The sequence below is a fragment of the Kribbella pratensis genome (assembly GCF_004366075.1).
In the GTDB taxonomy this organism is placed as follows: Bacteria; Actinomycetota; Actinomycetes; order Propionibacteriales; family Kribbellaceae; genus Kribbella; species Kribbella pratensis.
Genome location: NZ_SODU01000003.1, coordinates 660,852 through 686,117 on the forward strand (window position 1 = coordinate 660,852; position 25,266 = coordinate 686,117).

General features: G+C 68.9%; 24 protein-coding genes, 1 tRNA gene and 1 pseudogene. 15 read left to right on the forward strand and 11 right to left on the reverse strand.

Annotated elements, in window-relative coordinates:
* Positions 1-14: 14 nt before the first annotated feature.
* The 6 genes from mfd to EV137_RS27295 all read right to left on the reverse strand — a co-directional run bounded on the left by mfd (position 15) and on the right by EV137_RS27295 (position 8,554).
* Positions 15-3,644, reverse strand: coding sequence for a transcription-repair coupling factor (mfd, locus tag EV137_RS27270; RefSeq protein ID WP_134006440.1), 3,630 nt, complete (start codon positions 3,642-3,644; stop codon positions 15-17).
* Entirely contained in the window at positions 3,641-4,216 is a 576-nt protein-coding gene (pth, locus tag EV137_RS27275) for an aminoacyl-tRNA hydrolase (protein WP_131468239.1), read from the reverse strand. The genes mfd and pth overlap by 4 nt, the downstream gene beginning before the upstream one ends.
* A 45-nt stretch (positions 4,217-4,261) precedes the next feature.
* A complete protein-coding gene (locus tag EV137_RS27280) occupies positions 4,262-4,906 on the reverse strand; it encodes a 50S ribosomal protein L25/general stress protein Ctc (RefSeq protein ID WP_133782881.1) in 645 nt (214 codons plus the stop codon).
* Between the two features lie 267 nt (positions 4,907-5,173).
* Positions 5,174-5,935 carry a DUF1932 domain-containing protein gene (locus tag EV137_RS27285; protein ID WP_134131304.1) on the reverse strand — a complete coding sequence of 254 codons (762 nt, stop codon included), beginning with the start codon at positions 5,933-5,935 and terminating at the stop codon, positions 5,174-5,176.
* 24 nt (positions 5,936-5,959) lie between these two features.
* On the reverse strand, positions 5,960-6,388 hold the full coding sequence (locus tag EV137_RS27290) for a response regulator transcription factor (protein ID WP_445991796.1): 429 nt from the start codon (positions 6,386-6,388) through the stop codon (positions 5,960-5,962).
* A 198-nt stretch (positions 6,389-6,586) separates the two neighbouring features.
* Complete coding sequence (locus tag EV137_RS27295) at positions 6,587-8,554, reverse strand: sensor histidine kinase (protein WP_134131305.1); 1,968 nt, start codon at positions 8,552-8,554, stop codon at positions 6,587-6,589.
* A 138-nt stretch (positions 8,555-8,692) separates the two neighbouring features.
* Between EV137_RS27295 and EV137_RS27300 the strand changes: the two genes are divergently transcribed.
* Entirely contained in the window at positions 8,693-9,373 is a 681-nt protein-coding gene (locus EV137_RS27300; protein ID WP_134006432.1) for a hypothetical protein, read from the forward strand.
* Here the strand turns inward: EV137_RS27300 and EV137_RS27305 are convergent.
* A complete protein-coding gene (locus EV137_RS27305) occupies positions 9,370-10,350 on the reverse strand; it encodes a ribose-phosphate diphosphokinase (protein ID WP_130384252.1) in 981 nt (326 codons plus the stop codon). The genes EV137_RS27300 and EV137_RS27305 overlap by 4 nt on opposite strands.
* Positions 10,351-10,380: 30 nt before the next feature.
* Positions 10,381-11,844, reverse strand: coding sequence for a bifunctional UDP-N-acetylglucosamine diphosphorylase/glucosamine-1-phosphate N-acetyltransferase GlmU (gene glmU, locus EV137_RS27310; protein ID WP_134131306.1), 1,464 nt, complete (start codon positions 11,842-11,844; stop codon positions 10,381-10,383).
* A gap of 216 nt (positions 11,845-12,060) precedes the next feature.
* Here glmU and EV137_RS27315 point away from each other — a divergent pair, with 216 nt between their 5' ends.
* Positions 12,061-12,396 (forward strand): VOC family protein, encoded by a 336-nt coding sequence (locus EV137_RS27315; protein ID WP_134131307.1) that lies wholly within the window; start codon positions 12,061-12,063, stop codon positions 12,394-12,396.
* Here EV137_RS27315 and EV137_RS40760 read toward each other — a convergent pair.
* Both EV137_RS40760 and EV137_RS27320 read right to left on the reverse strand, forming a co-directional pair.
* Positions 12,386-12,544 (reverse strand): hypothetical protein, encoded by a 159-nt coding sequence (locus EV137_RS40760; protein WP_166680029.1) that lies wholly within the window; start codon positions 12,542-12,544, stop codon positions 12,386-12,388. The two genes, EV137_RS27315 and EV137_RS40760, sit on opposite strands and share 11 nt — an antisense overlap.
* Before the next feature lie 28 nt (positions 12,545-12,572).
* Positions 12,573-13,043 (reverse strand): hypothetical protein, encoded by a 471-nt coding sequence (locus tag EV137_RS27320; protein WP_134131308.1) that lies wholly within the window; start codon positions 13,041-13,043, stop codon positions 12,573-12,575.
* A 39-nt stretch (positions 13,044-13,082) separates the two neighbouring features.
* On the opposite strand from EV137_RS27320, the gene EV137_RS27325 reads away from it, so the two are divergent.
* From EV137_RS27325 to EV137_RS27355, 7 genes and pseudogenes are all read left to right on the forward strand, one after another.
* Entirely contained in the window at positions 13,083-13,901 is an 819-nt protein-coding gene (locus EV137_RS27325; protein ID WP_134131309.1) for an alpha/beta fold hydrolase, read from the forward strand.
* A gap of 172 nt (positions 13,902-14,073) precedes the next feature.
* A pseudogene (locus tag EV137_RS42075) lies at positions 14,074-14,235 on the forward strand (nucleotidyltransferase domain-containing protein); the annotation flags it as partial.
* A gap of 511 nt (positions 14,236-14,746) precedes the next feature.
* A complete protein-coding gene (locus tag EV137_RS27335) occupies positions 14,747-15,715 on the forward strand; it encodes a threonine ammonia-lyase (RefSeq protein ID WP_134131311.1) in 969 nt (322 codons plus the stop codon).
* Positions 15,715-16,152, forward strand: a complete 438-nt coding sequence (locus EV137_RS27340; protein WP_134131312.1) for an NUDIX domain-containing protein — start codon at positions 15,715-15,717, stop codon at positions 16,150-16,152. Before EV137_RS27335 ends, EV137_RS27340 begins: the two co-directional genes overlap by 1 nt.
* Complete coding sequence (locus EV137_RS27345) at positions 16,153-16,590, forward strand: GNAT family N-acetyltransferase (RefSeq protein WP_134131313.1); 438 nt, start codon at positions 16,153-16,155, stop codon at positions 16,588-16,590.
* 126 nt (positions 16,591-16,716) lie between these two features.
* Positions 16,717-17,037 carry a hypothetical protein gene (locus tag EV137_RS27350; RefSeq protein ID WP_134131314.1) on the forward strand — a complete coding sequence of 107 codons (321 nt, stop codon included), beginning with the start codon at positions 16,717-16,719 and terminating at the stop codon, positions 17,035-17,037.
* A 32-nt stretch (positions 17,038-17,069) separates the two neighbouring features.
* Complete coding sequence (locus EV137_RS27355; protein ID WP_134131315.1) at positions 17,070-17,828, forward strand: MBL fold metallo-hydrolase; 759 nt, start codon at positions 17,070-17,072, stop codon at positions 17,826-17,828.
* A gap of 249 nt (positions 17,829-18,077) precedes the next feature.
* Here EV137_RS27355 and EV137_RS40765 read toward each other — a convergent pair.
* Positions 18,078-18,149 (reverse strand) — tRNA-Gln (locus tag EV137_RS40765).
* Between the two features lie 123 nt (positions 18,150-18,272).
* Between EV137_RS40765 and EV137_RS27360 the strand changes: the two genes are divergently transcribed.
* The 6 genes from EV137_RS27360 (at position 18,273) to EV137_RS27385 (ending at position 25,234) form a co-directional block, all read left to right on the forward strand.
* On the forward strand, positions 18,273-19,271 hold the full coding sequence (locus EV137_RS27360) for an acyl-CoA desaturase (protein ID WP_134131316.1): 999 nt from the start codon (positions 18,273-18,275) through the stop codon (positions 19,269-19,271).
* 58 nt (positions 19,272-19,329) lie between these two features.
* Positions 19,330-19,971: a TetR/AcrR family transcriptional regulator gene (locus EV137_RS27365; RefSeq protein ID WP_133782853.1), complete on the forward strand. Its 642-nt coding sequence runs from the start codon at positions 19,330-19,332 to the stop codon at positions 19,969-19,971.
* Positions 19,972-20,045: 74 nt separating this feature from the next.
* On the forward strand, positions 20,046-21,224 hold the full coding sequence (locus EV137_RS27370; protein WP_238175585.1) for a sensor histidine kinase: 1,179 nt from the start codon (positions 20,046-20,048) through the stop codon (positions 21,222-21,224).
* A complete protein-coding gene (locus tag EV137_RS27375; protein WP_134131318.1) occupies positions 21,224-21,892 on the forward strand; it encodes a response regulator in 669 nt (222 codons plus the stop codon). Before EV137_RS27370 ends, EV137_RS27375 begins: the two co-directional genes overlap by 1 nt.
* A 98-nt stretch (positions 21,893-21,990) precedes the next feature.
* Positions 21,991-22,770, forward strand: coding sequence for an ABC transporter ATP-binding protein (locus EV137_RS27380; RefSeq protein ID WP_134131319.1), 780 nt, complete (start codon positions 21,991-21,993; stop codon positions 22,768-22,770).
* 1 nt (position 22,771) lies between these two features.
* Entirely contained in the window at positions 22,772-25,234 is a 2,463-nt protein-coding gene (locus EV137_RS27385) for an ABC transporter permease (protein ID WP_134131320.1), read from the forward strand.
* The last annotated feature ends 32 nt before the right edge of the window (positions 25,235-25,266 follow it).

Consider the following 25,266-nt stretch of genomic DNA (forward strand, 5'->3'; position numbering starts at 1 on the left):
CCGGTCGGGCCTTTTCACGCCGGCACCACAATAGGTTCGGCGATCACGTCGTCGATCAACCGGGTGCACCATTGCAGCAGCTCCTGGTCGCGGAGCGGCTGACCGCCGACCGGCCTGGTGGCTGGTCTCGGCACCAGAATGGTATGCAGTTGCGGCTTCACCAGACTCTTCGGGTACAGCCTGTTCAGCCGGAGGACCTTCGAGTCGGGCAGTTCGACCGGCCCGAACCGGATCAGGTTCCCTTGCAGCGTGACGTCGTGCAGCCCCGCCCGGCGGGCGTGGTTGCGGAACTTCGCCACCTCGATCAGGTTCAGCACCGGCTGCGGAATGTCGCCGTACCGGTCGTGCAGTTCCTCGACCAGTTCGGCGATTCCGTCGGCGTCCCGTACGGCGGCCAACCGCTGGTACATCTCCAGGCGCAACCGCTGGGACGGGATGTAGTCGTGCGGCAGGTGCGCGTCGATCGGCAGCTCGATCTTGACCTCGGGCTCCTCGGCCTGGGTGTCGCCGCGGTACTCCGCGACCGCCTCGCCGACCAGCCGGACGTACAGGTCGAAGCCGACGTCCGCGATGTGCCCGGACTGCTCGCCGCCCAGCAGGTTGCCGGCACCGCGGATCTCCAGGTCCTTCATCGCGACCGCCATACCGCCGCCCAGGTCGGAGTGCTGCGCGATGGTGGCCAGCCGGTCGTGCGCCGTCTCGGTCAGCGGCTTCTCCGGCGGGAAGAAGAAGTACGCGTACGCACGCTCCCGGCCGCGACCGACCCGGCCGCGGAGCTGGTGCAGCTGGGACAGGCCGAGCAGGTCGGCGCGCTCGACGATCATCGTGTTCGCGTTCGAGATGTCGATCCCGGACTCGACGATCGTCGTACACACGATCACGTCGAACTGCTTCTCCCAGAAGCCCTGGATGACGTTCTCGAGGGTGTGCTCGTTCATCTGGCCGTGCGCGACGCTGACGCGCGCCTCGGGCACCAGCTGGCGGATCCGCGCGGCCGCCTTCTCGATCGTGTTCACCCGGTTGTGGACGACGAAGACCTGGCCCTCGCGGAGCAGCTCGCGCCGGATCGCGGCGGTCACCTGGCCTTCCTCGTAGGCACCGACGAAGGTCAGCACCGGGTGCCGCTCCTCCGGCGGGGTGGCGATCGTGGACATCTCGCGGATGCCGGTGATCGACATCTCCAGCGTCCGCGGGATCGGGGTCGCGGACATCGTCAGTACGTCGACCGCGGTCCGCAGCCGCTTCAGCTGCTCCTTGTGCTCGACGCCGAACCGCTGCTCCTCGTCGACCACGACCAACCCGAGGTCCTTGAACGCGACCTCGCCGCTGAACAGCCGGTGCGTCCCGATCACCACGTCGACCGACCCGTCGGCGAGACCGTCGATCGTCGCCTTGGCCTCCTTGTCGGTCTGGAACCGCGACAGTGGGGCGACGTTCACCGGGAAGGCGGCGTACCGCTCGGCGAAGGTCGCGTAGTGCTGCTGCACGAGCAGCGTCGTCGGGACGAGTACGGCGACCTGCTTGCCGTCCTGCACCGCCTTGAAGGCCGCGCGTACGGCGATCTCCGTCTTGCCGTAGCCGACGTCGCCGCAGACGATCCGGTCCATCGGCATGACCCGTTCCATGTCGTGCTTGACGTCGTCGATGGTGGCGAGCTGGTCGGGCGTCTCCACGAACGGGAACGCGTCCTCCAGCTCCCGCTGCCACGGGGTGTCCTTGGCGAACGCGTGGCCCTTGGTCGCCTGGCGCGCGGCGTACAGCTTGATGAGCTCGCCGGCGATCTGCCGGACCGCCTTGCGGGCGCGGCCCTTGCGCTTGGCCCAGTCGCCGCCGCCCATCTTGTCCAGGCTCGGCTGCTCGCCACCGACGTACCGGGTGACCTGGTCGAGCTGGTCGGTCGGCACGTACAGCCGGTCGCCGGGTTGTCCGCGCTTGCTCGGCGCGAACTCGATCACGACGTACTCGCGGGTGGCCTTCTGCGAGCCGGAGCCGACGGTCCGCTGCATCATCTCGACGTACCGGCCGACGCCGTGCTGCTCGTGCACGACGAAGTCGCCCGGCTGCAGCTCGAGCGGGTCGATCGTCTTCTTGCGGCGCGACGGCATCCGTTGCTGGGAACGGCGTTCGGCCGCCGAGCGCTGGCCGGCCAGGTCGTTCTCGGTGAGCACCGCGAACTTGATGCCGTCGGCAATGAACCCGTGCTCGAGCTGCCCCTGTGAGATCAGTACGACGCCGGGCTCGGGGATCTCCTCGATCCCTTCGACCGCCCGCGCCGGCAACTCGGCCTCGGAGAACACTTCGGCCAGGCGCTGTGCGGGACCGTGACCCTCGGTGACGCAGACGACCCGCCAGCCGTCCCGCAGCCAGCCGCGGATGTCCTCGGCCGCCGCCGCGGTCTCACCGCGGTACGGGGTGACCTCGTGCGCGGCGAGGATCCTGCTGGTGACAGCACCGGCCTCGGTGTCGATGTCGAACGCGACCCGCTCCCCCATCGAGTCCCGGAGCTCGGGCGCGTCGGTCGGCGCGGCCGCGAACGGCGACAGGCTCCACCAGGCCAGGCCTCTGCCCAGGGCCTGCGACCGAACGTCGCCGAGCGACATGTACGCCGCCGCACCCAAGTCGATCGGGGCTTCGCCACCACCGGCAGCCGCGGCCCACGACGCCTCCAGGAACTCCTGGCTGGTCGCCACCAGGTCGTGCGCCCGTGCCCGCACCCGCTCGGGGTCGCTCACAACCACGTGCGTACCGGCCGGCATCAGGTCGACCAGCAGCTCCATCTCGTCGACGAGCACCGGCGCCAGCGACTCCATGCCCTCGACGGCATGCCCTTCGGCGAGCTTCTCGAACAGCTCGGCCAGCTCGGGGTGGTCCTTCGCCAGTTCGGCGGCCCGCGCGCGGACCTCGTCGGTCAGCAGCAGCTCGCGGCACGGCGGGGCCCACAGACCGTGCTCGGCGATCTCGAGCGAGCGCTGGTCGGCGACCGCGAAGTACCGGATCTCCTCGACGTCGTCGCCGAAGAAGTCCACCCGCAGCGGGTGCTCCTCGGTCGGCGGGAAGACGTCGATGATGCCGCCGCGGACCGCGAACTCACCGCGCCGCTCGACCAGGTCCACCCGGTGGTACGCCGCGGCAGCGAGCCGCTCGACGACGTCCTCGAGCTCGACCGTGTCGCCGACGTGCAGCTGCACCGGCCGCAGGTCCGCGAGTCCGGCGACCTGCGGCTGCAGCACGGACCGCACCGGCGCGACCAGGATCCGGATCGGACCGGTCGTCTCGTCGGACGGATCCGGATGCACGAGACGACGCAGTACGGCGAGCCGCCGGCCGACCGTGTCCGAGCGGGGCGACAGGCGCTCGTGCGGGAGCGTCTCCCAGGCCGGGTAGTAGGCGACGGTGCCGGGCTCCTCGACGAGGCACTGGAGGGCCTCGGTGAGCTCCTCGGCCTCGCGGAAGGTGGCGGTGACGGCGAGCACCGGGCGGCCGGCGCCGTTCTGGGCCGCGGCCAGCGCGGCGAGCAGGACCGGGCGCACCGGTGTGGGTGCGCTCAGGTCGAGGGTCGTGACGCTGTCGCCGCGGGCATCACGAACGGCCTCGGCCACCACCGGATCGGTGATCAGGGTGTCGACCAGACCGCTGAGCTTCACGAGTTGTACTTCCCTTGAGTTGCTTCGAGGCCGTCGGTGAGCAGGGACTCGACAGCGTCCGCGGTCCGGTCGACGGCGAACGGGAGGTCCTTGCGTTCGGTCGAGGAGAACTCGTTCAGGACGAAGTCGGCGGGCGCCTGCCGGCCCGGCGGACGACCCACACCGAACCGAACTCGATAGTACTCACCGGTGCCAAGCGATTTCCGCAGCGATTTCAGCCCGTTGTGGCCGTTGTCGCCGCCGCCGAACTTGCACCGCAGCACCCCGAAGTCGATGTCCAGCTCGTCGTGCAGCACGACCAGGTTGGCCGGGTCGAGCTTGAAGAACTTCAGCAACCCGGAGACGGGCCCGCCGGACTCGTTCATGTACGAGCGGGGCTTGGCCAGGACCGTCCGCAGGCCACTGATCCGGGTCTCGATCACCTCGGACTTGACCTGCTTGCTCTGCTTCCACTTCGCACCGGTCCGGGCCGCCAGCTCGTCGGCGACCAGGTGCCCGATGTTGTGCCGGGTGCGGGCATACGAAGGGCCGGGATTCCCCAGTCCGACGACCAACCACACGTCGTCCGCCACGGATCCCGGCCCTCCTGAAGTTCAGCTGCTGCTGCCGAGTGCAGACTACTCGGCCGCGGCGGCCACCGGCTCCTCGGCGGCGGTCGGCTCGTCCCGCTGCACGCCCGCCTCGGCCTCGGCCTCGGCCATCTCCGCGTCGACCTGCTCGGCGGTCGGCTGCGCGGTGACGTTCACGACCAGGGTGTCCGGCTCGATGGCCAGCGTCGTACCGGTCGGCAGCTGCAGATCCGACGCGTGGATCTGGGCGCCGACCTCCAGGCCCTCGATCGAGACGGTGACACCGTCGGGGATGTGCGTCGCCTCGGCCTCGACCAGGATGCTCTGCGCCTCCAGGACGACCAGGGCGTCGCTGACGGCCTCGCCCTCGAGGTGCACCGCGATGTCGACCTGGACCTTCTCGCCGCGGCGGACGATGACCAGGTCCACGTGCTCGATGAAGCCCTTGATCGGGTCGCGCTGGACCTGCTTCGGCAGCGCCAGGTGGGACTCGCTGCCCTCGACCTCGATCAGCAGCAGGGCGTTGGCGGTCTTCAGGGCCAGCATGGTGTCGTGACCGGGCAGCGTGATGTGCACCGGGTCCGTGCCGTGGCCGTAGAGGACGGCGGGCACCTTGTTGTCCCGGCGGATTCGGCGGGCAGCTCCCTTACCGAACTCCGTACGCGATTCGGCGTGGATCTTGACCTCGGCCACGAGATGAACTCCTCAAAAGCGTTGCGGTGATCTGTTGGCTGGATGGAACTCGGCTGCGGCCTCAGCGGGCGCCTGCTGACCCCGAGAAGGCGTCAGGCAACGAACCACCGCGTCGATCACGGAGCCGCGCCCAACAGTTCCGGGGGGCGTCCCTCGCCGAGGCAACCAAAACAGTCTACCCACGAGCCCGGCCAGACGGGAAATCCGTCCGCCCGAGGCACTTTGCTCCCGGTACGACAGGCTTGCGGTGACCGCTTTTCCGGAGGTTCAGCTGAGTCTGGTCCAGACCTGTCGGAGGGCTCGGGCCGCGTCGCCTTCGAGTCCTGCGGCGTCCAAGGTCTCGGCCAGTTCGTCGAACTCGGGGCCCCAGCGCCAGGCGACGCTGCGGAGTTGTTCCGGGAGGGCCGGGTCCTTCAGGGAGCCGGCATCGGCGCGGGTCTGCTGGGCGATCAGCGCCTCGGTGACACCGTGCTTCTCGGCCAACTGGAAGGCGAGCACGGCCAGCGCCGCTTTGCCCTTGTTGTACAGCGCGTACGACGATTTCGCCGCGCTGGCCGCACCTGGTTCGGAGCCGACCACCATCGGGGTGACCGCGGTACCGGCCCACAACGTGGCGACCTGGTCGGCCGCCGTACCGGACAGCATCAGATGCGTCGGGCTAGGGCCACCAGTCGGCGGCGGCCCGACCACGCCGGCGTCGACGAACGTCGCATCAGGTACGGCGGACTGGGCCTCACGCAGCGATGCCGGGGACAGCGGATTCGCCTCGACGTACAAGCCGGCGAAGCCCGCAGCGCCGACCTGCTTGGCGATGTCGACCGCCCCCTGCGGCGCACAAGAACAGAGCACCGCCTCGGCGCCACCGACCGCATCGGCGAACGATGCACCGATCAGCCCGGCCTCCTCGGCCCGCGCCTTCGACGCGGCACTGCGACCGTCCGGCACCCAGCGCACCTCGCGGCCGGCGGCGACCAACTGCGCCGCGAGCTTCGAGCCCATCGCTCCTGGGTGGAAGACAGCGATTCGCATGGCGCCAGTCCTTCGGGAGAGCGGTCAGTGCCCTCCAAGATAGGCGAGGACCGCGAGCACCCGGCGGTGCTGTTCGTCGTTGGTGAGCAGGCCGAGCTTCGCCAGGATGCTGCCGACGTGCGTTTCGACGGTCCGCTCGGTCAGGAACAGCCGCCGGCCGATGCCGACGTTGGTGCAACCCTCGGCCATCAGCGCGAGTACCTCGCGCTCACGCGGGGTCAGCGGCGCGAGGCGGTCGTCGGCCTGCCGCCGGCCGATCAACCGGCTGACGACCTCCGGATCGAGGGCCGACCCACCGGCCGCGACCCGGTCCAGCGCGTCCAGGAACTCGTCGACCGCCAGCACGCGGTCCTTGAGCAGGTAGCCGAAGCGGCCGGTCGCGACCAGTTCGACGGAGTGCCGGGTCTCTACGTGCTGGGAGAGCAGGACGATCCCGAGCTCTGGGTTCAGCACCCGCAGCCGGCGCGGCCCGTGCGCCGTCGTCGGTCCCGTCGGGCGGCATCCGGACGTCGATGACGGCCAGGTCCGGACGGGTCTCCGCCACCACGGTCACCAGGCTCGTGGCATCCGCGGCCAGGCCTGCGATCTCGTGCCCCGCATCGGCCAGGAGACGCGCGAGCCCCTCCCGGAACAACGCCGAGTCCTCGCCGATCACGATTCGCACGGCAGCACCGCCTCCACCGTCGTACCGCGGCCGGCCGGACTCCTCAGCTCCAGCGCACCGCCGACCGCCGCAACCCGATCCAGCAGTCCGCTCAGGCCGGAACCCGGCCGCGGTACGGCTCCCCCGCACCCGTCGTCCTCGATCCGGACCCGCATCGCATCGGCCGACCGCGCCACCCGGACCACGATCGACGTGGCATTGGCGTACTTCGCCGCGTTCGTCACCGCCTCGGCGGCCACGAAGTACGCCGTCGTCGCCAACTCGTCGGGAAGATCGGCCGGGATCTGCAACTGGACCGGTATCGGCAGCGACTGGGTGATCGCGCTCAACGCGGCGTGCAGCCCGTCGTCCAGGCTGGTCGGGCGCAGGCCGTGGGCGATCTGCCGCAACTCGGCGACCGCCGTACCGAGCTCGGCGACGCCTTGGTCGAGCAGCCCGTTCACGTCGACCGTCCCGTCGTCCAGATGCCGCTGAGCAAGCCGTAGCGCCATACCCAACGCGACCAGCCGCTGCTGCGCGCCGTCGTGCAGATCACGCTCCAGCCGCCGCCGCTCCTCGTCACCGGCCTGCACCAGCCGCGCGCGGCTCGCGGCCACCTCGCGCAATGCACCGGCCAGCTCCGCGCGCAACCGGGTCACCTCCACCAGACTGGCCGCCGCGGCGGCCACAGCCTTCAGTACGGCGGGAGACGTCGTGCCGGATGCGAGTACGCCGATCTGCTCGCCGCCCAACAGCACCGGGACCAGCCGCGGCCCGGCCACCGGTGCACCTGCTGCGTCGACGAAGCCGGACGCGCCCGGGACCAGCAGACCGACGCGAAGAGCCGGATCGCGAAGCGCGCCCCGCAACGCGGACTCGAGGTCCTCCGGCTGGGCCTGCTCGGTGTGGATCCGCCGCTGCAGATCCTCGATCGCCAGCAGGGCAGCCCGTCGCGGCGGGTAGAGCCGCCGATCGACTGCGCGCTGCAGCCGGGTTCGCAACGGCGCCAGGATCAACGCGCAGACGGCAGTCGCTGCGGCGGCGACCAGGGCCGAGTCGCGCCCCAGTACCAATCCGAGTGAGACGGCTGCGACGGCGTACGTGCCCAGCAGGACGACCATCACGATGCTGTAGCTGACGGTGTCAGCCAGCACCCGGTCGACGTCGTACAGATCGTGCCGGAGCATGGCCACGGCGACGGAGGCCGGGATGGACACCAGTGCGAGGATCCCGAAGGCGGTTGCCACGATGCCGCTGCGACCGGTGACCAGGATCTCGGCCAGGCACACGAGCGGGTAGACGACGGCGGCCAGGCCCGCGAGCAGCAGCCATTTCAGCTGCGCACGGACTGCGCCGGTCGAGCCGCGGTACCGGATCGCCACGGGAACGACCGCGGTGAGACAGAGCGCCAGGAATCCGAAGAACACGACCTCGCTCAGCACGGCAAGGACGCCGGACAGCGGGAGGTACGGCCGAGGCACATCCTGGAGTGGCGACAGGAACGGTTCCGAGGCGAACGCACCGAAGGCCTGCTGGCCTACGCCGAGCACCAGCAGCGCCAGGGGAACCGCTCGCCACCGACGACTCACCAGCTGACCCGTCGGGAAGTAGAGCAGCAGGAACGCGACCGCGACCAGCAGCCACCAGCCGCTTTCGTCGAGCCAGGCGACCACCCGGCTGTCGAGTGGCAAGCGCCCCGGATCGTGTACGACGGCGTTGTAGTAGACATCGCGCGCGGTCAGGAACACGGCGATCGCGCCGATCCAGCCGAGGATCGCCCCGACCGGGTTGGCCGGCTGCCGGCGGGTGACCGCGAGCCCGATTGCCGCGATCGCGGTTCCGATCGCGGCCAGGCCGATGAAGTTCCGCAGCGTGTGCGGGCCGGTGCGGTACGCGACCAGCAGCCAGGAGCTTCCCGCTACCAGCGTCAAAGCCAGCAGGAAGGAACCGAGCGCGACCCACCGCGGCCACCGCATGTCGTCAGGGTAAGGCCGGTTTCGGCCGGATCGACTCCGAGCTGGCACGGAGATCCGGGTCCGTGCTCCCTGCGATGTGCCGACCGGCCCTGAGGACGTTCGCTGGAGCTGTCCGAATTACTCGCGGGAGGGGTCCCGATGTCCACCACAACTGTCCGGCCGAACGTCGTACCTGCCGATCCTGTCACCCGCCGGCGCATCGGCGCGATCGGCCTCGTACTCACCATCAGCAACGTCATCGCGACGCCTGGCGGCGTGCTCTGGCCCGAACCGTCCGGCGGCGGCGAGACCTACTCGTATGCCGACATCCAGCCGCTGCGGGACCGCTGGTGGGGCCTGCTGGTCGTCCTGAGCGTGAGCGCGCTCCTCGGCGTACCGGCTCAGGCCTTCCTCACCACCTACCTCGTCCGCGAGCGCGGTGCGGCCTGGGCCACGACCGGCGGCTTTCTGATGTGGATCGGGATCGCGTTCCAGGCGGTCGGTGTCGGCGTGCTCGCAGCGACGTACTACGTCGCCACCGGGGTCGATGCCACGACCGGCGGCGCGGTGATCGACAACGCGAACGACGACCTGCTGCACCTGTTCGGTCCGCTGCTCGCCGGCGCGCTGGTGGTCGCCCTCGGAACAGTGATCCAGGTGGTCGGGTTGTGGCGGTCGCACGCCGTACCGCGCTGGGTTCCGCTGCTGGTGCTGTTCGTCGTGATCAGCTTCGTGGTCCCGGGGAACGGGTGGATCGGGCTGGCCGTGCAGATCCCGATGGCGGCCGGCGGGATCGCCATCGCGTACTACGCGTGGCGCCGGGCCGCCGCCGAAAGTTAGGCGCGGCCGTCGAAGAGGCTGGTCACCGAGCCGTCCTCGAAGACCTCGCGGATGGCTCGGCTGATCAGCGGCGCGATCGACAGTTCGGTGAGCTTGTCGAAGCGGCGCTCCTCGGCGATCGGCAGCGTGTTGGTGACGATCACCTCGCTGGCCTGGCAGTTCTTCAGCCGGTCCACCGCGGGGCCGGACAGGATCGCGTGCGTCGCGGCGATGACCACGCCCGCGGCGCCCTCGGCGTACAGCGCGTCGGCCGCCTTGGTGATGGTGCCGGCGGTGTCGATCATGTCGTCGACCAGGATGCAGACCCGGCCCTTGACCTCACCGACGACCCGGTTCGCGACCGTCTCGTTCGGTCGGTCGATGTCGCGGGTCTTGTGGATGAAGGCCAGCGGCGCGTTGTTCAGCCGCGCCGACCACTGCTCGGCCACCTTGATCCGGCCGGCGTCCGGCGACACCACGGCCAGTTGCTGGTCGCCGTACTTCTGCCGCACGTAGTCGCTCAGGATCGGCAGTGCCATCAGGTGGTCGACCGGGCCGTCGAAGAAGCCCTGGATCTGCGAGGTGTGCAGGTCCACGCAGATCAGCCGGTTCGCGCCCGCGGTCTTGAACAGGTCGGCCATCAGCCGGGCCGAGATCGGCTCCCGGCCGCGGTGCTTCTTGTCCTGCCGCGCGTACCCGTAGAACGGGAGCACCACGGTGATCCGCTTGGCCGACGCCCGCTTCAGCGCGTCGACCATGATCAGCTGCTCCATGATCCACTCGTTGATCGGCGAGGTGTGACTCTGGATCACGAACGCGTCACTGCCCCGGACCGACTCCTCGAACCGGACGTAGATCTCGCCGTTGGCGAAGTCGTACGCCTGGGTCGGGACCAGGCCGGACCCGAGCTCGGTGGCCACCTCCTCGGCGAGACCGGGATGCGCCCGGCCGGAGAAAACCATCAGGTTCTTCTCGGTGGTTCGTTTCATCCCGCTCATCGCCCGCGCCTCCCGTTGATCCTGTACCGCTCAGGCCTGCTCGTCCGGCTGGTCCACCGGCTGCTGGTCGGCGAGTGCCGCCTCGGCCGCCGCGGCGGTCTTGGTGCCGGGCCGCTTGCGGGCGACCCAGCCCTTGATGTTGCGTTGCCGGCCGCGTGCGACCGCGATCTCGCCCGGGCCGACGTCCTCGGTGAGCGCCGTACCGGCCGCCAGGTATGCGCCGTCCGCGATCGTCCGCGGGGCCACGATCACCGAGTGGCTGCCGATGAACGAGTGCTTGCCGATGTGCGTCGGGTACTTCTTGAGGCCGTCGTAGTTCGCGAAGATCGTGCCGGCGCCGATGTTCGTGCCCTCACCGATCGTGGCGTCGCCGGCGTACGTCAGGTGCGGGACCTTGGCGCCGTCGCCGATGGTCGAGTTCTTGGTCTCCACGAAGGTGCCGATCTTGCCCTTCACGCCGAGCTTGGTGCCCGGGCGCAGGTACGCGAACGGGCCGACCGACGCGCCGTCCCCGATCACCGCGAGCGTTCCGTGCGTCCGGATGATCGTCGCGTTCTCGCCGATCTCCACGTCCGTCAGCGTGGTGTCCGGGCCGATCGTCGTACCGCTGCCGACCGTGGTGGCGCCGTGCAGCTGGGTGTTCGGCAGCAGGGTGACGTCCCGGGCGACCTCGACGGTCTGGTCGACCCAGGTCGTGTTCGGGTCGACGATCGTGACGCCCTCGCGCATCAGGCGAACGAGGGTACGGCGGTTCAGCTCGGCGCGGAGCGTGGCGAGCTGGAGCCGGTCGTTGACGCCCTCGGTCTGCATCGCGTCGCCGGTGACATGCGAGCCGACCCGCTTGCCGTCGGTCCGGGCGATGCTGATCACGTCGGTCAGGTAGAGCTCGCCCTGGGCGTTGTCGGTGGTGAGCCGGCTGAGACCGTCCCGCAGGGTGGCCGCGTCGAAGACGTAGATGCCGGCGTTGATCTCGTCGATCGCCCGCTGCTCGGGGGTGGCGTCCTTGTGCTCGACGATCGCCGCGACCGTGCCGTCCGCGCCCTGCACGATCCGCCCGTACCCGGTCGGGTCGGGGACCCGCGCGGTCAGGACGGTGACCGCGTTGCCGTGCTTGTCGTGCTCGGCGACCAGGTCGTGCAGCGTCTCCGCCTCGAGCAGCGGGACGTCGCCAGACGTCACGATCACCGAGCCGTCGAAGTCGGCCGGTACGGCGGTCAGCCCGGCGCGGACCGCGTCGCCGGTGCCCAGCTGCTGCTCCTGGACGGCGGTGCGGGCCTCCGGGTCGACGACCTTGAGATGTTCCTCGACCAGTTCGCGGCCGTTGCCGACCACGACCACGAGGTGTTCGGGGCTGAGCGCCCGGGCGGTCAGCACGGCGTGCCCGACGAGACTGCGCCCGCCGATCTCGTGCAACACCTTCGGGGTCGACGATTTCATCCGGGTGCCCAGACCGGCGGCCATGATGACGACCGCCGCGGGGCGATGGGAAGTCACGCGGTCTTCTCCTCGAGTTCCCTGCGAGTTCTTTCGACAAGTATCAGCATGGGCACCCCAAGCAGCGCCCGCGCAAGCCTACTTGCTTATCGGATACCCACTCGCACGGGGACTGCGAGATCGATGTCACCCCCGCCGGGACAGCAGACGGTGAGGTCGGTAACTCTCAGTGATCTTCTGCTGCGTTACGCCTCCATTTCTGCAAGCCTGGGAGGCATGGCCCTCAGACTCGGAGCAGTCATCCTGAACGTCCCGGACACCGGCCCTGCCGCCGACTTCTGGCGCCAGGCCCTCGACCTCACTCCCGATCCAGACAACGGGGATTTCCTCGCCCCAGCACCCGGCACCCCGGCCACCAGAGTTCACCTGGACAGCACCGACCGTACCCATCTCGACCTCTGGGTGGACAAAGAAACCTCAACCGCGGAAGCCGAGGTAGACCGCCTCATCGCCCTCGGCGCTGAACGGGTAGAAGACTGGACCTACCCGCCGGACGCCGACTTCGTCGTCCTGAAAGCCCCCGACGGAACGGTCTTCTGCGTCATCGGCTGAGCAACGCCGCGACCCGAGGACTGTTGAAGAGCTTCGCAGTCAGTGGGACGTCGGTGTCGCGGTTGTAGGGGTCTTCGTCGTGGGCGTTGGCGATGATCAGGGAGTAGGCGCAGCTGGCGGCCGCGTCGAAGACCGGGTCGCCGGGCATGGTCAGGAGGCCGAAGTCGAGGAGCGGCTCAACCGTACGAGCGTTCGGCGAAGCTGAGGCCGCCGCGTTCGGGGTGGGTCAGGTACTGCGACTTGCTGTGGACGGGTGGTGTGCGGACGTACTGCGTGAAGCCGGGTGCTCGGAGGCGGAGGTCGAAGTTGTGGCCCTCGAGGTGCCACAGCGGGTCCGGGCGGTCGTCGGGTGGGTCGAGCCGGTGCAGGTCGGCGATCTCGAGCAGGTCGTTCGCCGGCTCGAGCTCGCCCAAGACGTCCCACGCCTCGTCGAAGACCAAGGTCGACGGCGCGATCCAGAACGTGAAGTGCCGCTGCGCGAACGCCGGATCCACCCACCGGACGATGTAGTCGAGATCGAGCAGTACGCGCTGCCAGGGAAACCCGTCCTCGCGGACGCCGATGCTCACCGCGTGCACGCGGCAGTCGTGCCAGCCCATCACCTCGAAGTCGGCCGCCGTCCAGGTCGACTTCTCCAGTTCCGCCATCGCACCAGTATTGTCGGAAGGGCCTGGAATCCTTGTGCTATGGGTGATTCGCTGGTGGATGTCGGAGGCGTCACGCTGTTCGTCCGGGAGCTCGGGCGGCGGAGCGATCGGCCTTCTGTGGTGGTGCTGCACGGCGGGCCCGATGTCGGGCACGGGTACCTGGTGCCCGGGTTCGAGCCGTTGGCCCGGGATCACCACGTGGTGATGTTCGACTTCCGCGGGTGCGGGCGGAGCAGCAGGGGGCTGCCCGACGACGATCTGCAGCCTGAGTACGTCGTACAGGACACGCATCGGCTGATCGAGAGACTCGGGCTCGGGGCGGTCGACCTTGTCGGGTTCTCGACGGGTGGGCGGGCGGCGATGGAGTTCGTGCACAAGCATCCGGAACAGGTACGGCGGTTGGTGCTCGCGTCGACATCGGCGTACTCGTCCGCGGAGGCTGCTGCCTACCTCGTGGACTGGGACGAGTACCAGCGCCGCCAACGGGTCGAGGACGAGGCGAACGGTGCCCTGCGCAACTCGACGATCTTCGTGTGGGACCTCGCCCGCGCACCGGCGTACCTGCAACTGCTCGAATCCCTCGACACCGACCAGGGCGACTGGTCGTACGAACGCGCGATGAACGGCCTCATGCACCCGTGGATCACCGCCGATCCCGAACAGATCCTCCGAGCCTTCGCGAAACCCATCCTCATCCTGCACGGCGAGAAGGACATGGGCTTCCCCGTCCAATTGGCCCACCGCCTCCACGAAGCCGTCCCCAGCCAACTGGCCGTCATCCCCGACACCGCCCACATGTGCCACTTCGAACGACCCGAAGTCTGGGCACAACACATCCGGGACTTCCTGGACGGCTGAAAAGCACGTGCTCGACTCTCGTGGCGTCGCTACGATCGTGCGCTGAGTGTCAGGGCGAGGAGGAGGTGGTTGCTGTGCGCGTTTCCTGCGCGGTGCCGCCTCGGATCTTCTTCTGGCGGCTCTGACTCTCACCGGGGCTCACCGCATCCGACCTCATGCGAGGGAGTCCCCGATGCATCTCGAAGTATTGAACGCCGTACGGGCGTTGTTCGCCGCCTACCCCGGCCGCTACTGGATCGCCGGCGGGTGGGCGCTCGACCTGTTCGCCGATCGGGTACGGCGTCCGCACACCGACGTCGACGTACTCGTCCTGGCCCGCGACCTCGACCTGGTCGCCGCCACGTTCACCGACCCGCGTCCCACGGTCGAGAACCCGAACACCGGCGACCAACGCCCTTGGGAACCAGGCGAGACGTTGAAGCCAGGCCCCGATGTACTGGCGTTCCCCGACGACCTGTTCGCGGCCCCGGTCCGCATCATCCTCGCTGCGTCCGACGGCGACGACTGGATCTACCACCGCGGCCGCGGCACCATCCGCAAACCGCTCGACGAGATCACGCTCACGACCACCGACGGCATCCCGTACCTCGCGCCGGAACTCGTGCTCCTGTTCAAGTCCCGCAGCGACCGCCCGAAGGACACCGACGACTTCAACGACGTCGCCGCCAACCTGGATCCGACCCGCCGCGCCTGGCTCCACGACCACATCGCCCCCCGCCACCCCAACCACCCCTGGCTGCCTGCCTTGGCCTGACATCAGCGGGGTCTGGGCGGGCGGTGAACAAGTATTACCCCGGCGGGTGTTCACAGACCATCCATCCGCGCGATTGCGTAAGCTGCGGGTCGTGCAGGCGACGCGGCTCGACATGGATCGGATTCGCGCGGCCCATGAGGTCATCGATCCGGTGTTCCTCGACAGTCCCTTGTATCGCTGCGAAGCGCTGGAACCGCTGCTCGGCTGCGCGATCGACATCAAGCTCGAAACGGCCAACCCGGTACGCAGCTTCAAAGGCCGAGGCACCGAGGTCGTCGCAAGTCAACTCGCCCACAGCGACTCACGAGCCGTGGTGTGCGCGAGCGCCGGCAACCTCGGCCAAGCTGTCGCCTGGTCGAGCCGCGACCGCGATCTCGACGTCACGGTCGTCGCTTCACGGTTCGCGACCACGACCAAACTCGACCGGATCCGCGCGCTCGGCGCCAAACTCGAACTCGTCGACGGCGACCACGAACTCGCTCGCGAACGGGCTGCCGCAATCGCGCAGTACGACGGGATTCGGCTGCTCGAGGACAGCCTGGACCTCGAGACGTGCGAAGGCGCGGCAACCATCGGACTCGAACTGGCGCCGCGGATCGAACCGGGCGATCGCCCCGCGGTGCTGATCGCGCTCGGCGGCGGCGCATTGGCGACGGGGGTGGGGTACGTGCTGAAGACGCTCACGCCCGCGGCCGAGGTGATCTGCGTTCAGCCGTTCGGCGCACCGGCGTTGACGCACTCCTGGCATCAGCGTCGCGTCGTCACCACCGACGCGACGAACACGATCGCCGACGGCGTCGCGGGCCGCATCCCCATCCCGGAGGTCCTCGACGACCTCCTCGTCGTCGCCGATGACGCCGTACTCGTTCAGGAATCGTCGATCGTCACCGGCCTGCGCATGTTGCTCGACCACGCCGGCCTCGTCGTCGAACCGTCGGCCGCGCTCGGCATCGCGGCGATCCTCGAAGACCGCGACCGCTTCGCCGGACGACAGGTGTTCACGATCGTGTGCGGCAGCAACGTCGACCTGGACAAGTACCGGCGCTGGGTCAGCCTCTGATGGTGAGGCTCGCGGTCAAGCTTCTGCTGCTGGACGAGGAGGATCGCGTGCTCCTCATCCACGCCAAGGACCCGAAGACCCTGGCGGAATGCTGGTATCCGGTCGGCGGCGGCGTCGAGGCAGACGAGTCCCTGCAGGCCGCCGCCGCGCGCGAGGCGTACGAGGAGACCGGTCTGCGCGATCTGCCGACCGGGATCCACGTGTGGACGCGGGATCACACGTACGAGTTCAACGGCGAGACCGTCGACGTACACGAGGAATGGCTCCTGCACCGCGTCGCGCACTTCACGCCCGCACCGGCACAGCTGAGCGAGTACGAAACCACCACGATCCTCGGGTTCCGTTGGTGGACCGCGCTGGAACTGATCGAGACCATCGACACAGTTTTCCCACCACAACTCGGCAAACTACTGACCGACCTACCTACAGGAGACTGAGTGCCTGATCCATCGGTGGTCATCCGTCCAGCCCGTCTCGAAGACGGCGAGCACGTCTGGCCGCTCGCCAAGGCGTTCGCCACCTCGTTCACTCCCGAACGGTCCGCGTTCGACGCGACCTGGAAGCAGCTGGTCGACGTACCCGACACCCTGCTACTGGTTGCCGAGACCACTGACGCTGGAATCGTCGGCTACCTGCTGGCCAACAGTCACCTCACGTTCCTCGCCAATGGTCCCGTCGCCTGGGTCGAGGAAGTCATGGTCGACGAAACCCTGCGAAAGTCCGGAATAGGCCGCCTGCTGATGGAACACGCCGAGCAATGGGCCAAGTCGAAAGACGCCGCCTACCTCGCCCTAGCCAGCCGCCGAGCAGGCCCGTTCTACCTGGCCCTCGACTACGAAGACTCCGCCACCTTCTACAAGAAGCCCCTGACCTGAGCTGCAGTCAGGTGTCTGCTGGTTGCGTTGGCCGGGTGTGGTGCGGGTTCGGGGAGGCCCGCTGCCGACCTACAACACGCCACCGGTAAAACAACCTGTCAGCCTGTTGGTCTGCACACTGGGGTTGTGGGGACCGTTCCGTTGGTGCTTGGGCTGGTGGTCGCGGTGGTGATCAGCGCGCAGATCGTGCTGCTGATGGGAGGCCGCCGTCCGCTCGACAAGCGGCTACGCGATCTCGGTACGGGTGGCGATGCGTTCGCACTGCTGTGGGCGGCGGTGCTGCCCCTGGGCGCGATGGGCGCCGTCCTCGGGAGCCTTCTCGACGTACCAGGAGCCGGCGGTGCGGTCGGCGTCGTACTGGCGTTTCTGACCTGGACGGCCGCCGTCATCTGGGCCCATCGCCGGCCACAACCACCCGCACGACACCAGTCATCCCACGACCAGTAGATCTGGGTGGGGACAGCTGACACAGTGAGCGGATGTTGACTGAGGTGGCTGACGGCGTTTGGGTGCGGCAGAGCGAGTGGGTTTGGAGCAATGCCGTTGTGGTGCGTGGGGAGGGCGGGTTGGTGCTGGTCGATCCCGGGATCGACGGGGCCGATCTGAGCGAGCTCGCCGATGACGTGGACCGGCTCGGGGTTCCGGTGATCGCCGGGTTCTCGACGCATCCGCACTGGGATCACCTGCTCTGGCATTCCCGGTACGGCGACGTGCCGCGGTACGCCACGCTCGGCTGTACGACGGTTGCCGCTGAAGCGCGCGAGCGGGCGCAGGCGATGGCGGCGGAGAGCGCGGAGGGCGTCCCGCTCGAGCTGATCGGACTCCTAACCCCACTGCCCGCGGACGGGGGACCCATACCGGGCGAGATCGTCGAGCATCAGGCGCATGCCATCGGCCACGCCGCCGTACTCCTCGCCGACCGCGGCGTCCTGATCGCCGGCGACATGCTCTCCGACGTCCTGATCCCGCTCCTCGACGCCCGCCGCCCCGACCAGGTCAGCGCCTACGAAACAGCACTCGACCGCCTCGCCGAGGCCGCCCGCGACGTCAACATCCTGATCCCCGGCCACGGCGCAGTCGCCAAGGGTCCCGAAGTGGCAGCCCGCCTGAACGCCGACCGCGCCTACATCAACGCACTACGCCAAGGAGAAGACCCACCCGACCCCCGCCTGTCACAGGACTGGCTCGCAGGCCCACACCAATCGAACCTGAACCAGGCCCGGCACTCGTCCGAATAGAAAACGCCCCAGTTGCACTGCTCGAGGGCCAAAGAATCCCGGGAGCGGCGTAGTTGGCGGTCGCGGGTGGTTCGGCGCTTGGTTCACGAGTCGGCACCAGTACCAGGCGGTCGCGCGCGAAGCGCTAAATGGCGCGTTGAGCGCCGGGTGGGTGGGGGCGGCGCGTAGCACGGCGACGGAGGAGCACCGCGTCGGGTTGCTACATCCACCTCAGCCCACCATCTGGCGGGCATACGCCGTACGTACTAGCTCCCCCGCCAGGTTTCGATCCTGGTCTTCGAGATTCAAAGTCTCGCGGGCTGCCGATTACCCCACGGGGGATCGTGGTTGCCGGGACAGTTTGCCATGAGTGGGGTGGATGACACGCTCAGGGGTTCCTTACCTACGGTCCCGTAGGTTACGGTGGCGTAGGTAAGGACACGCTGAGCTGAGGGATTGACCGATATGACTCCACCCGCCGTTGCCACCCCGGATGCGCCCACCCGTACCGTGCCGGTCGACGAGGACGTGAACACCGGAACGCTCGGCGGTGAGCAGAAGAAGCTCTGGGAGCAGGTCGCGCTGGCGCTGTTCATCGGCGTCCCGTTCCTGGCGGTGCTGGCGGCGGTGCCGATCGCGTGGGGCGGGCTCCTCGGCTGGCGGGACGTCGTACTCGCGGTGGTGTTCTACACGATCGCCGGTCACGGGATCTCGATCGGCTTCCACCGGTTGTTCACGCACAAGTCCTTCAAGCCGAACCGCCCGCTCAAGTATGCCCTCGCGATCGCCGGCTCGCTGGCGATCGAGGGCCCGGTGATCCGCTGGGTGGCCGATCACCGCAAGCACCACAAGTTCTCCGACCGCGACGGCGACCCGCACAGCCCCTGGAAGTACGGGAACACGCTGGGCGCGCTCACCAAGGGCTTCTTCCACGCGCATGTCGGCTGGCTGTTCGACACCGAGCAGACCCCGCAGCGGCAGTACGCGCCGGATCTGCTGAAGGACAAGGACGTCGTCAGGGTGTCCCGGATGTTCCCGATGCTGGTGGCTGTAAGCCTCCTCGCGCCCGCCGTCATCGGCGGCCTCTGGTCCTGGTCGTGGACCGGCGCGCTGACCGCGTTCTTCTGGGCCAGCCTGGTCCGGATCGCGCTGCTGCACCACGTCACCTGGTCGATCAACTCGATCTGCCACACGATCGGCGACCGGCCGTTCAAGAGCCGCGACAAGTCCGGCAACGTGTGGTGGCTGGCGATCCTGAGCCAGGGCGAGTCGTGGCACAACCTGCACCACTCCGACCCGACCTGCGCGCGGCACGGCGTACTCAAGGGACAGCTCGACACGTCCGCCCGCTGCATCTGGTTCTTCGAGAAGCAGGGCTGGGCGTCCGACGTCCGCTGGCCGGTCAAGGAGCGGCTGGAGGCCCGTCGTGTGGACTCTTCGCCCCGTACGCTCAAGGCTGCGTGACCGTAAAACTCCCACCCGCAATACCCGAAGTGCGGCATGATGCTGACGTGATCACGACGTGACGGAACCCAAACCGCGGCGGTCCGGCCGGATCCGGATGACCAGTGCCGAACGTCGCGAGCAGCTCATCACCATCGCCCGCGGCCTGTTCGCACAGAAGGGCTACGAGGCGACCTCGGTCGAGGAGATCGCACATCGTGCCGAGGTCTCCAAGCCGGTGGTGTACGAGCACTTCGGCGGCAAGGAAGGCCTGTACGCCGTCGTCGTCGACCGCGAGGTACGGGCGTTGCTCGACGGCGTCACCGGCGCGCTGACGGCCGGCCGGGCGCACGAACTCGTCGAGCAGGCGGCGCTCGCGCTGCTCGACTACATCGAGAACAACTCCGACGGGTTCCGGATCCTGGTCCGCGACTCGCCGGTCGGGTCGGCCACCGGCTCGTTCATCTCGATCCTCAGCGATGTCGCGACCCGGGTCGAGCACATCCTGGCCGAGGAGTTCAAGCGCCGCGGGCTGGAGCCGAAGAACGCCCCGATGTACGCGCAGATGCTGGTGGGCATGGTCGCGCTCACCGGCCAGTGGTGGCTGGACGCCCGCAAACCGAAGAAGCAGGACGTCGCCGCGCACCTGGTCAACCTCGCCTGGAACGGCCTGTCCGGCCTCGAGGTCAAGCCGGTTCTCGCGACCCGCCCGCACAAGTAACAGCCTCTGGTCGTACGCCGACATCCGACTGTGGAATGACCCCCGCCAAGTCCGGGCCCCGTACCCTGGCCAGCATGACGGGGATGTTGACCGCGCGGCCGCTGCCTGCCCGGAGCAGGGCGTTCGACCTGCTGCTGGCCGGCGGCCTCTGCATGATCTTCGGCTTCCTGTCGCTCGCCCAGGCGCACCTGGGCGGCATCCTCGCGTTCGGCATGCTGATCCCGCTGATCTGGCGCCGCACCCACCCCGAACTGGTCTTCTTCGCGGTCTGCTCGGTCGCCGTCCTGCAGTGGCTCATCGGCATCGAGCTGATGCCCGGCAACGTCGGCCTGCTGGTCGCGTTGTACGCCATCTCCGTGTACGGCGACGTACGGCTGAGCCGGATCGCGCTGGGTATCGGCGGTCTAGGCGTCCTGATGGCGACCTCGCGGTACTGGGCGAACTCGGACTGGAAGCAGCAGGTCACGATGATGGTCGCGCTCGGCGCGCTAGTCTTCGGCGTCTGGGCGTTCGGCGAGCGTCGCCGTACCCGCGGCCTGTACGTCGCTCAGCTCGAGGAGCGGGCCGCCCAGCTCGAAAGGGACCGCGACCGCGAGGCGAAATTGGCCGTGAGCAACGAACGGACCCGGATCGCCCGCGAGATCCACGACGTGGTGGCGCACGGCCTGTCGATCATGATCGTCCAGGCCGACGGTGGGCTGTACGCCGCGGACCAGTCGCCCGAGGCGGCGAAGAAGGCCCTCGCCACGATCGGCGACACCGGCCGCGCGAGCCTGACCGAGATGCGCAAGATGCTCGGCCTGCTCAAGCAGGACGAGCAGAACGAGCTCGACCCGAACCAGCCCCGCCCGCAGCCCGGCGTCTCCAGCCTGCCCGAGCTGATCGAGAACGTCCGGGAAGCCGGTCTCAGCGTCAGCTACGAGGTCACCGGCGAACCCCGCGATCTCCCGGCCCTGCTCGGGCTGACGGCGTACCGGATCGTGCAGGAGGGGCTGACGAACACGCTGAAACACGCCGGGCCGGGGGCACGCACCTCCGTCAGCCTGGACTTCGGGCGCGAGATGCTGACCGTGGTGGTCACCGACGACGGCCGCGGCGCCGGCGTCGCGCCGAGCTCGGACCCGGGTCACGGCCTGGTCGGGATGCGGCAACGCGCCTCGGTCTCGGGCGGTACGGTAAGCGCCGGACCGAAGGCGGGCGGTGGTTACGAGGTGATCGCCAGACTGCCGTACAACCTGCCGACTGGAGAGTAATGGAAGACGACGTGATCCGGGTGTTCCTCGTGGACGATCAGGAACTCGTCAGAGCGGGCTTCACGATGCTCGTGGACTCGCAGGCCGACATGCGGGTGGTCGGCCAGGCGGGCGACGGCGGTGAGGCGCTCGAGAAGATCCAGGTGACCGCGTGCGACGTGGTTCTGATGGACGTCCGGATGCCGCGGCTGGACGGCGTCGAGGCCACCCGCCGGCTGCAGTCGTTGCCCGAGGCACCAAGAGTGATCGTGCTGACCACGTTCGACCTGGACGAGTACGCGTTCGCCGCGATCAAGGCCGGCGCGTCCGGCTTCCTGCTCAAGAACACCCCGCCCGCCGACCTGCTGAACGCGATCCGGCAGGTGCACTCCGGCGACGCCGTCGTCTCCCCCAGTACGACGAGACGTCTCCTGGAGCACTTCGCCGGCGCCCTGCCCGACGAGCAGACCGAGCGACCGGACCTTGCCGACCTGACGGCCCGCGAGCGCGAGGTGCTCGTCGAGGTCGCCCGCGGCCTGTCGAACACCGAGATCGCCAGGCTCTTCACGTTGTCCGAGGCAACGGTCAAGACCCATATCGGGCGGATCCTGGCCAAGACCGGCCTGCGGGACCGGGTCGCCCTCGTCGTCCTGGGGTACGAGACCGGGCTCGTCCGCCCGACCAAGTAATACCCAGGTCGTACGCATACTGCAGTCTCCGGTCCGACGAGATCCCGCCGCGCGCTGACTAACTTCTTCACCAACGTTCAGTTGAGTTGAGGAGTGACATGAGCTTGCAGACCGGAGAGCTTGCGGCCGGGCGGTTGCCGCAGGACGGGGAGCCGCGGACCGCGATCCGGGCGCACGAGCTGCGCAAGGTGTACGGACAGGGCGACACCGCGGTCGCCGCGCTCGACGGGGTCTCGGTCGACTTCGGGGTCGGCCAGTTCACCGCGATCATGGGCCCGTCGGGGTCCGGCAAGTCGACGCTGATGCACTGCCTCGCCGGGCTGGACACCCCGACCGAGGGTCAGGTGCTGCTCGGCGAGACCGAGCTGACCCGGCTGCCGGACGCGGAGCTGACCAAGATCCGCCGGGACCGGGTCGGCTTCGTGTTCCAGTCGTTCAACCTGCTCCCGATGCTGTCGGCGAACGACAACATCCTGCTCCCACTCGAGCTCGGCAACCGCAAGCCGGACCAGCAGTGGCTGAGCACGCTGATCGAGGTCCTCGGGCTCGGCGACCGGCTCACGCACCGCCCGTCGGAGCTGTCCGGCGGCCAGCAGCAGCGGGTCGCGGTGGCGCGGGCCCTGGTCGGCCGGCCGGAGGTCGTGTTCGCCGACGAGCCGACCGGCAACCTGGACTCGCGGTCCGGCGCCGAGGTGCTCGGCTTCCTGCGCCGCTCGGTCCGCGAGTTCGGCCAGACCGTGGTGATGGTGACGCACGACCCGCTCGCGGCGTCGTACGCCGACCGCGTCGTGATGCTTGCCGACGGCAAGCTGGCCGGCGAGCTGCGGGAGCCGACCCCGGAGAGCGTTCTCGACGCGCTGCGTCAGCTGGGGGCCTGACGTGCGACGTTCGCTCCTCTCCTCGCTGCGCGCCCACATGGGCCGCTTGGTCGCCGCCTGTCTGGCGATCGTCCTCGGGGTCGGCTTCGGCTCGCTCGCGATGATCGTGCACGCGTCCGCGTCGCACGGCGTCGACGAGACGATCGGCGCGCAGTACAAGGGCGTTGACGCCGTCGTCTACCCGGACAACGCGACCATCTCCCCCGCCGACATCGCCAAGGTGCAGAAACTGCCGCAGGCCGCAGCGGTCGTCACACTGACGACCGCGTACATGGATTTCGCGTTCCCCGACCTCGTCCGCGGTACCACGGTCCCGATCGACGCGCTCTACAGCACGGCGCAGATCGCCGGCCCCGGCACCTCGTCCGGACGGTTGCCGACCGCAACGAACGAGATTGCCCTCCCGGCACGGATCGCAGCCAAGCACAAGATCGGCGTCGGCCAGAGCTTGCGGATCAGCTCGTACGACGACAAGTCGTGGACCGTCACCGTCGTCGGACTGGTGGACGACTCGAAGTACGTCGGAAGCGCTTCCGCGGTCGCGACTCCGGCCGCGGTGAAGATCTTCGACCCGGGCGCATTCACCCGGGGAGTCGCCTTGGCCGCGAAGCCCGGCGTCAGCCAGCAGCAACTGACCGACGCCGCGCAGGCCGTCGTGGCGAGCGGTCTGACCGTCTTCACCGGTGAGGCGTTCATCCAGCACGAGGTGGAGGGTCTGACCCACGGTATCGACGTCCTCGGCGGCGTGTTCGGGATGTTCGCCTTGATCGCGTTGTTCGTGGCCTGCCTGGTGATCGGCAACACCTTCACGATCGTGATCGCCCAGCGCACCCGCGAGATGGCGCTGCTGCGCTGCGTGGGCGCCTCCCGCCGGCAGGTCTTCTCGTCTGTCCTCGCCGAGGCCACCGTGGTCGGCGTGATCGCGTCCGCGATCGGTGTCGTCTTCGGTGTCGCCCTGTCCGCGCTGGGCCTGGCGCTGTCCCGCGAGTTCGACTGGGGTATTCCGCCCGTACCACTGCACCTGGACCTGGTGTCGCTGTTCCTGCCGCTGGTCATAGGTGTCGCAGTCACGCTCCTGGCAGCCGTTGTACCCGCCCGGCGGGCAACCAAGGTAGCGCCGTTGGCAGCGCTTCGTCCCGAGGTGGCTCCGGCGGCCACGACCAAGGCCGGCGTACTGCGGTTGGTCCTGGGCTTCCTGCTCCTCGCCGGCGGCGGCCTACTGCTGGCGGTCGGGGCCAAGCAGCACCAGGTGCTGATCGGTGTCGTGGGCGGCACCATCTCGTTCATGGGCATCCTCGCGGTCGGCGCGCTGCTCGTCCCGGCACTGATCCGCGTGATCGGCGCACTCCCCGCCCGCAGTGGCGGCGTACCCGCCCGGATCGCCGTCGCGAACGCGGTCCGCAACCCCCGGCGTACGGCTGCCACCACGTCGGCACTGCTCATCGGCGTGACCCTGATCAGCCTCACCTGCGTCGGGATCGCCTCGGTACGGAAAACGTTTGATGTATCGATGGACGGCCAGTACCCGGTCGATCTGATGGTGACGACGTACAAGGAGAAGATGCCGGCGAGCGCCGAGCAGCAGCTCCGCGACATCAAGGGCATCACCCAGGTCGTCCCGATCAGCACGGTGACCGTGAAGGCCGGCGGCGAAGAGATCGACGTGACCGGTATCGACGCGGGCAAGGCGCGCTCGGTGATCCACAACGCGGCGCTGAGCGAGAAGCTGAAGCCGGGTACGGCGTTGGTCACCTACCCGGTGATGCAGCAGCTGAAGCTCGAGGACGGCTCGCCGGTGACGATCGTGTCCGGGCAGCACAAGGTCACGCTGACCGCCCGGCTGGCGATCGGGGTCGACCCGATCACCGCGACCTCGGCCGATCTCGCGAAGCTGGTGCCGAGCGCGCCCGTGACCGGGTTCTGGCTGGCGTCGGACCCGAAGGCGGACGGCGCCGACGTGGTCGACGCCGTCGAGCAGTCGATCCCGACCGTCAAGGATCTGTCCGTGCAGGGCGGCTTGGCCGAGCGGACCAGCTACACCAAGGTCTTCGACGTACTGCTGATCGTCGGCATCGGTCTGCTCGGGGTCTCGGTGCTGATCGCACTGGTCGGGGTCGGTAACACGCTCAGCCTGTCGGTGCTGGAGCGGACCCGGGAGAACGCGCTGCTCCGGGCGATGGGGCTGTCCCGCCGCCAGTTGCGCGGGATGCTCGCGGTCGAGTCGTTGCTGATGGCACTGGTCGCGGCCGGTCTCGGGATCGCGCTCGGTCTGATCTACGGCTGGACCGGGACGAGCGCGCTGATGGGCGGCCAGACGGTCGAGGGCGGCGTGGAGTACGCCGTACCCGGGACCCTGCTGATCACCATCGCCGCCGTCGCCGCCGTCGCAGGCCTGCTCGCCTCGGTGCTACCCGCCCGCCGCGCGGCCAAGGTCGCACCAGCCGGCGCACTGGCGACCGAATAAGCCAGCGGCTCGCCCAGCTTGAGGGGGCCGGG

Excerpts from the sequence above, each read along its gene's own strand:
- EV137_RS27300 (WP_134006432.1), top strand. The coding sequence starts at position 8,693 with ATGTCCACCACAACTGTCCGGCCGAACGTCGTACCTGCCGATCCTGTC.
- EV137_RS27285 (WP_134131304.1), bottom strand. The coding sequence starts at position 5,935 with ATGCGAATCGCTGTCTTCCACCCAGGAGCGATGGGCTCGAAGCTCGCG.
- EV137_RS27340 (WP_134131312.1), top strand. The coding sequence starts at position 15,715 with ATGGTGAGGCTCGCGGTCAAGCTTCTGCTGCTGGACGAGGAGGATCGC.
- EV137_RS27370 (WP_238175585.1), top strand. The coding sequence starts at position 20,046 with ATGACGGGGATGTTGACCGCGCGGCCGCTGCCTGCCCGGAGCAGGGCG.
- EV137_RS27320 (WP_134131308.1), bottom strand. The coding sequence starts at position 13,043 with ATGGCGGAACTGGAGAAGTCGACCTGGACGGCGGCCGACTTCGAGGTG.
- EV137_RS27305 (WP_130384252.1), bottom strand. The coding sequence starts at position 10,350 with ATGAGCGGGATGAAACGAACCACCGAGAAGAACCTGATGGTTTTCTCC.
- EV137_RS27315 (WP_134131307.1), top strand. The coding sequence starts at position 12,061 with ATGGCCCTCAGACTCGGAGCAGTCATCCTGAACGTCCCGGACACCGGC.
- EV137_RS27325 (WP_134131309.1), top strand. The coding sequence starts at position 13,083 with ATGGGTGATTCGCTGGTGGATGTCGGAGGCGTCACGCTGTTCGTCCGG.
- EV137_RS40760 (WP_166680029.1), bottom strand. The coding sequence starts at position 12,544 with ATGCCCGGCGACCCGGTCTTCGACGCGGCCGCCAGCTGCGCCTACTCC.
- EV137_RS27355 (WP_134131315.1), top strand. The coding sequence starts at position 17,070 with ATGTTGACTGAGGTGGCTGACGGCGTTTGGGTGCGGCAGAGCGAGTGG.
- EV137_RS27360 (WP_134131316.1), top strand. The coding sequence starts at position 18,273 with ATGACTCCACCCGCCGTTGCCACCCCGGATGCGCCCACCCGTACCGTG.
- EV137_RS27375 (WP_134131318.1), top strand. The coding sequence starts at position 21,224 with ATGGAAGACGACGTGATCCGGGTGTTCCTCGTGGACGATCAGGAACTC.
- EV137_RS27380 (WP_134131319.1), top strand. The coding sequence starts at position 21,991 with ATGAGCTTGCAGACCGGAGAGCTTGCGGCCGGGCGGTTGCCGCAGGAC.
- EV137_RS27295 (WP_134131305.1), bottom strand. The coding sequence starts at position 8,554 with ATGCGGTGGCCGCGGTGGGTCGCGCTCGGTTCCTTCCTGCTGGCTTTG.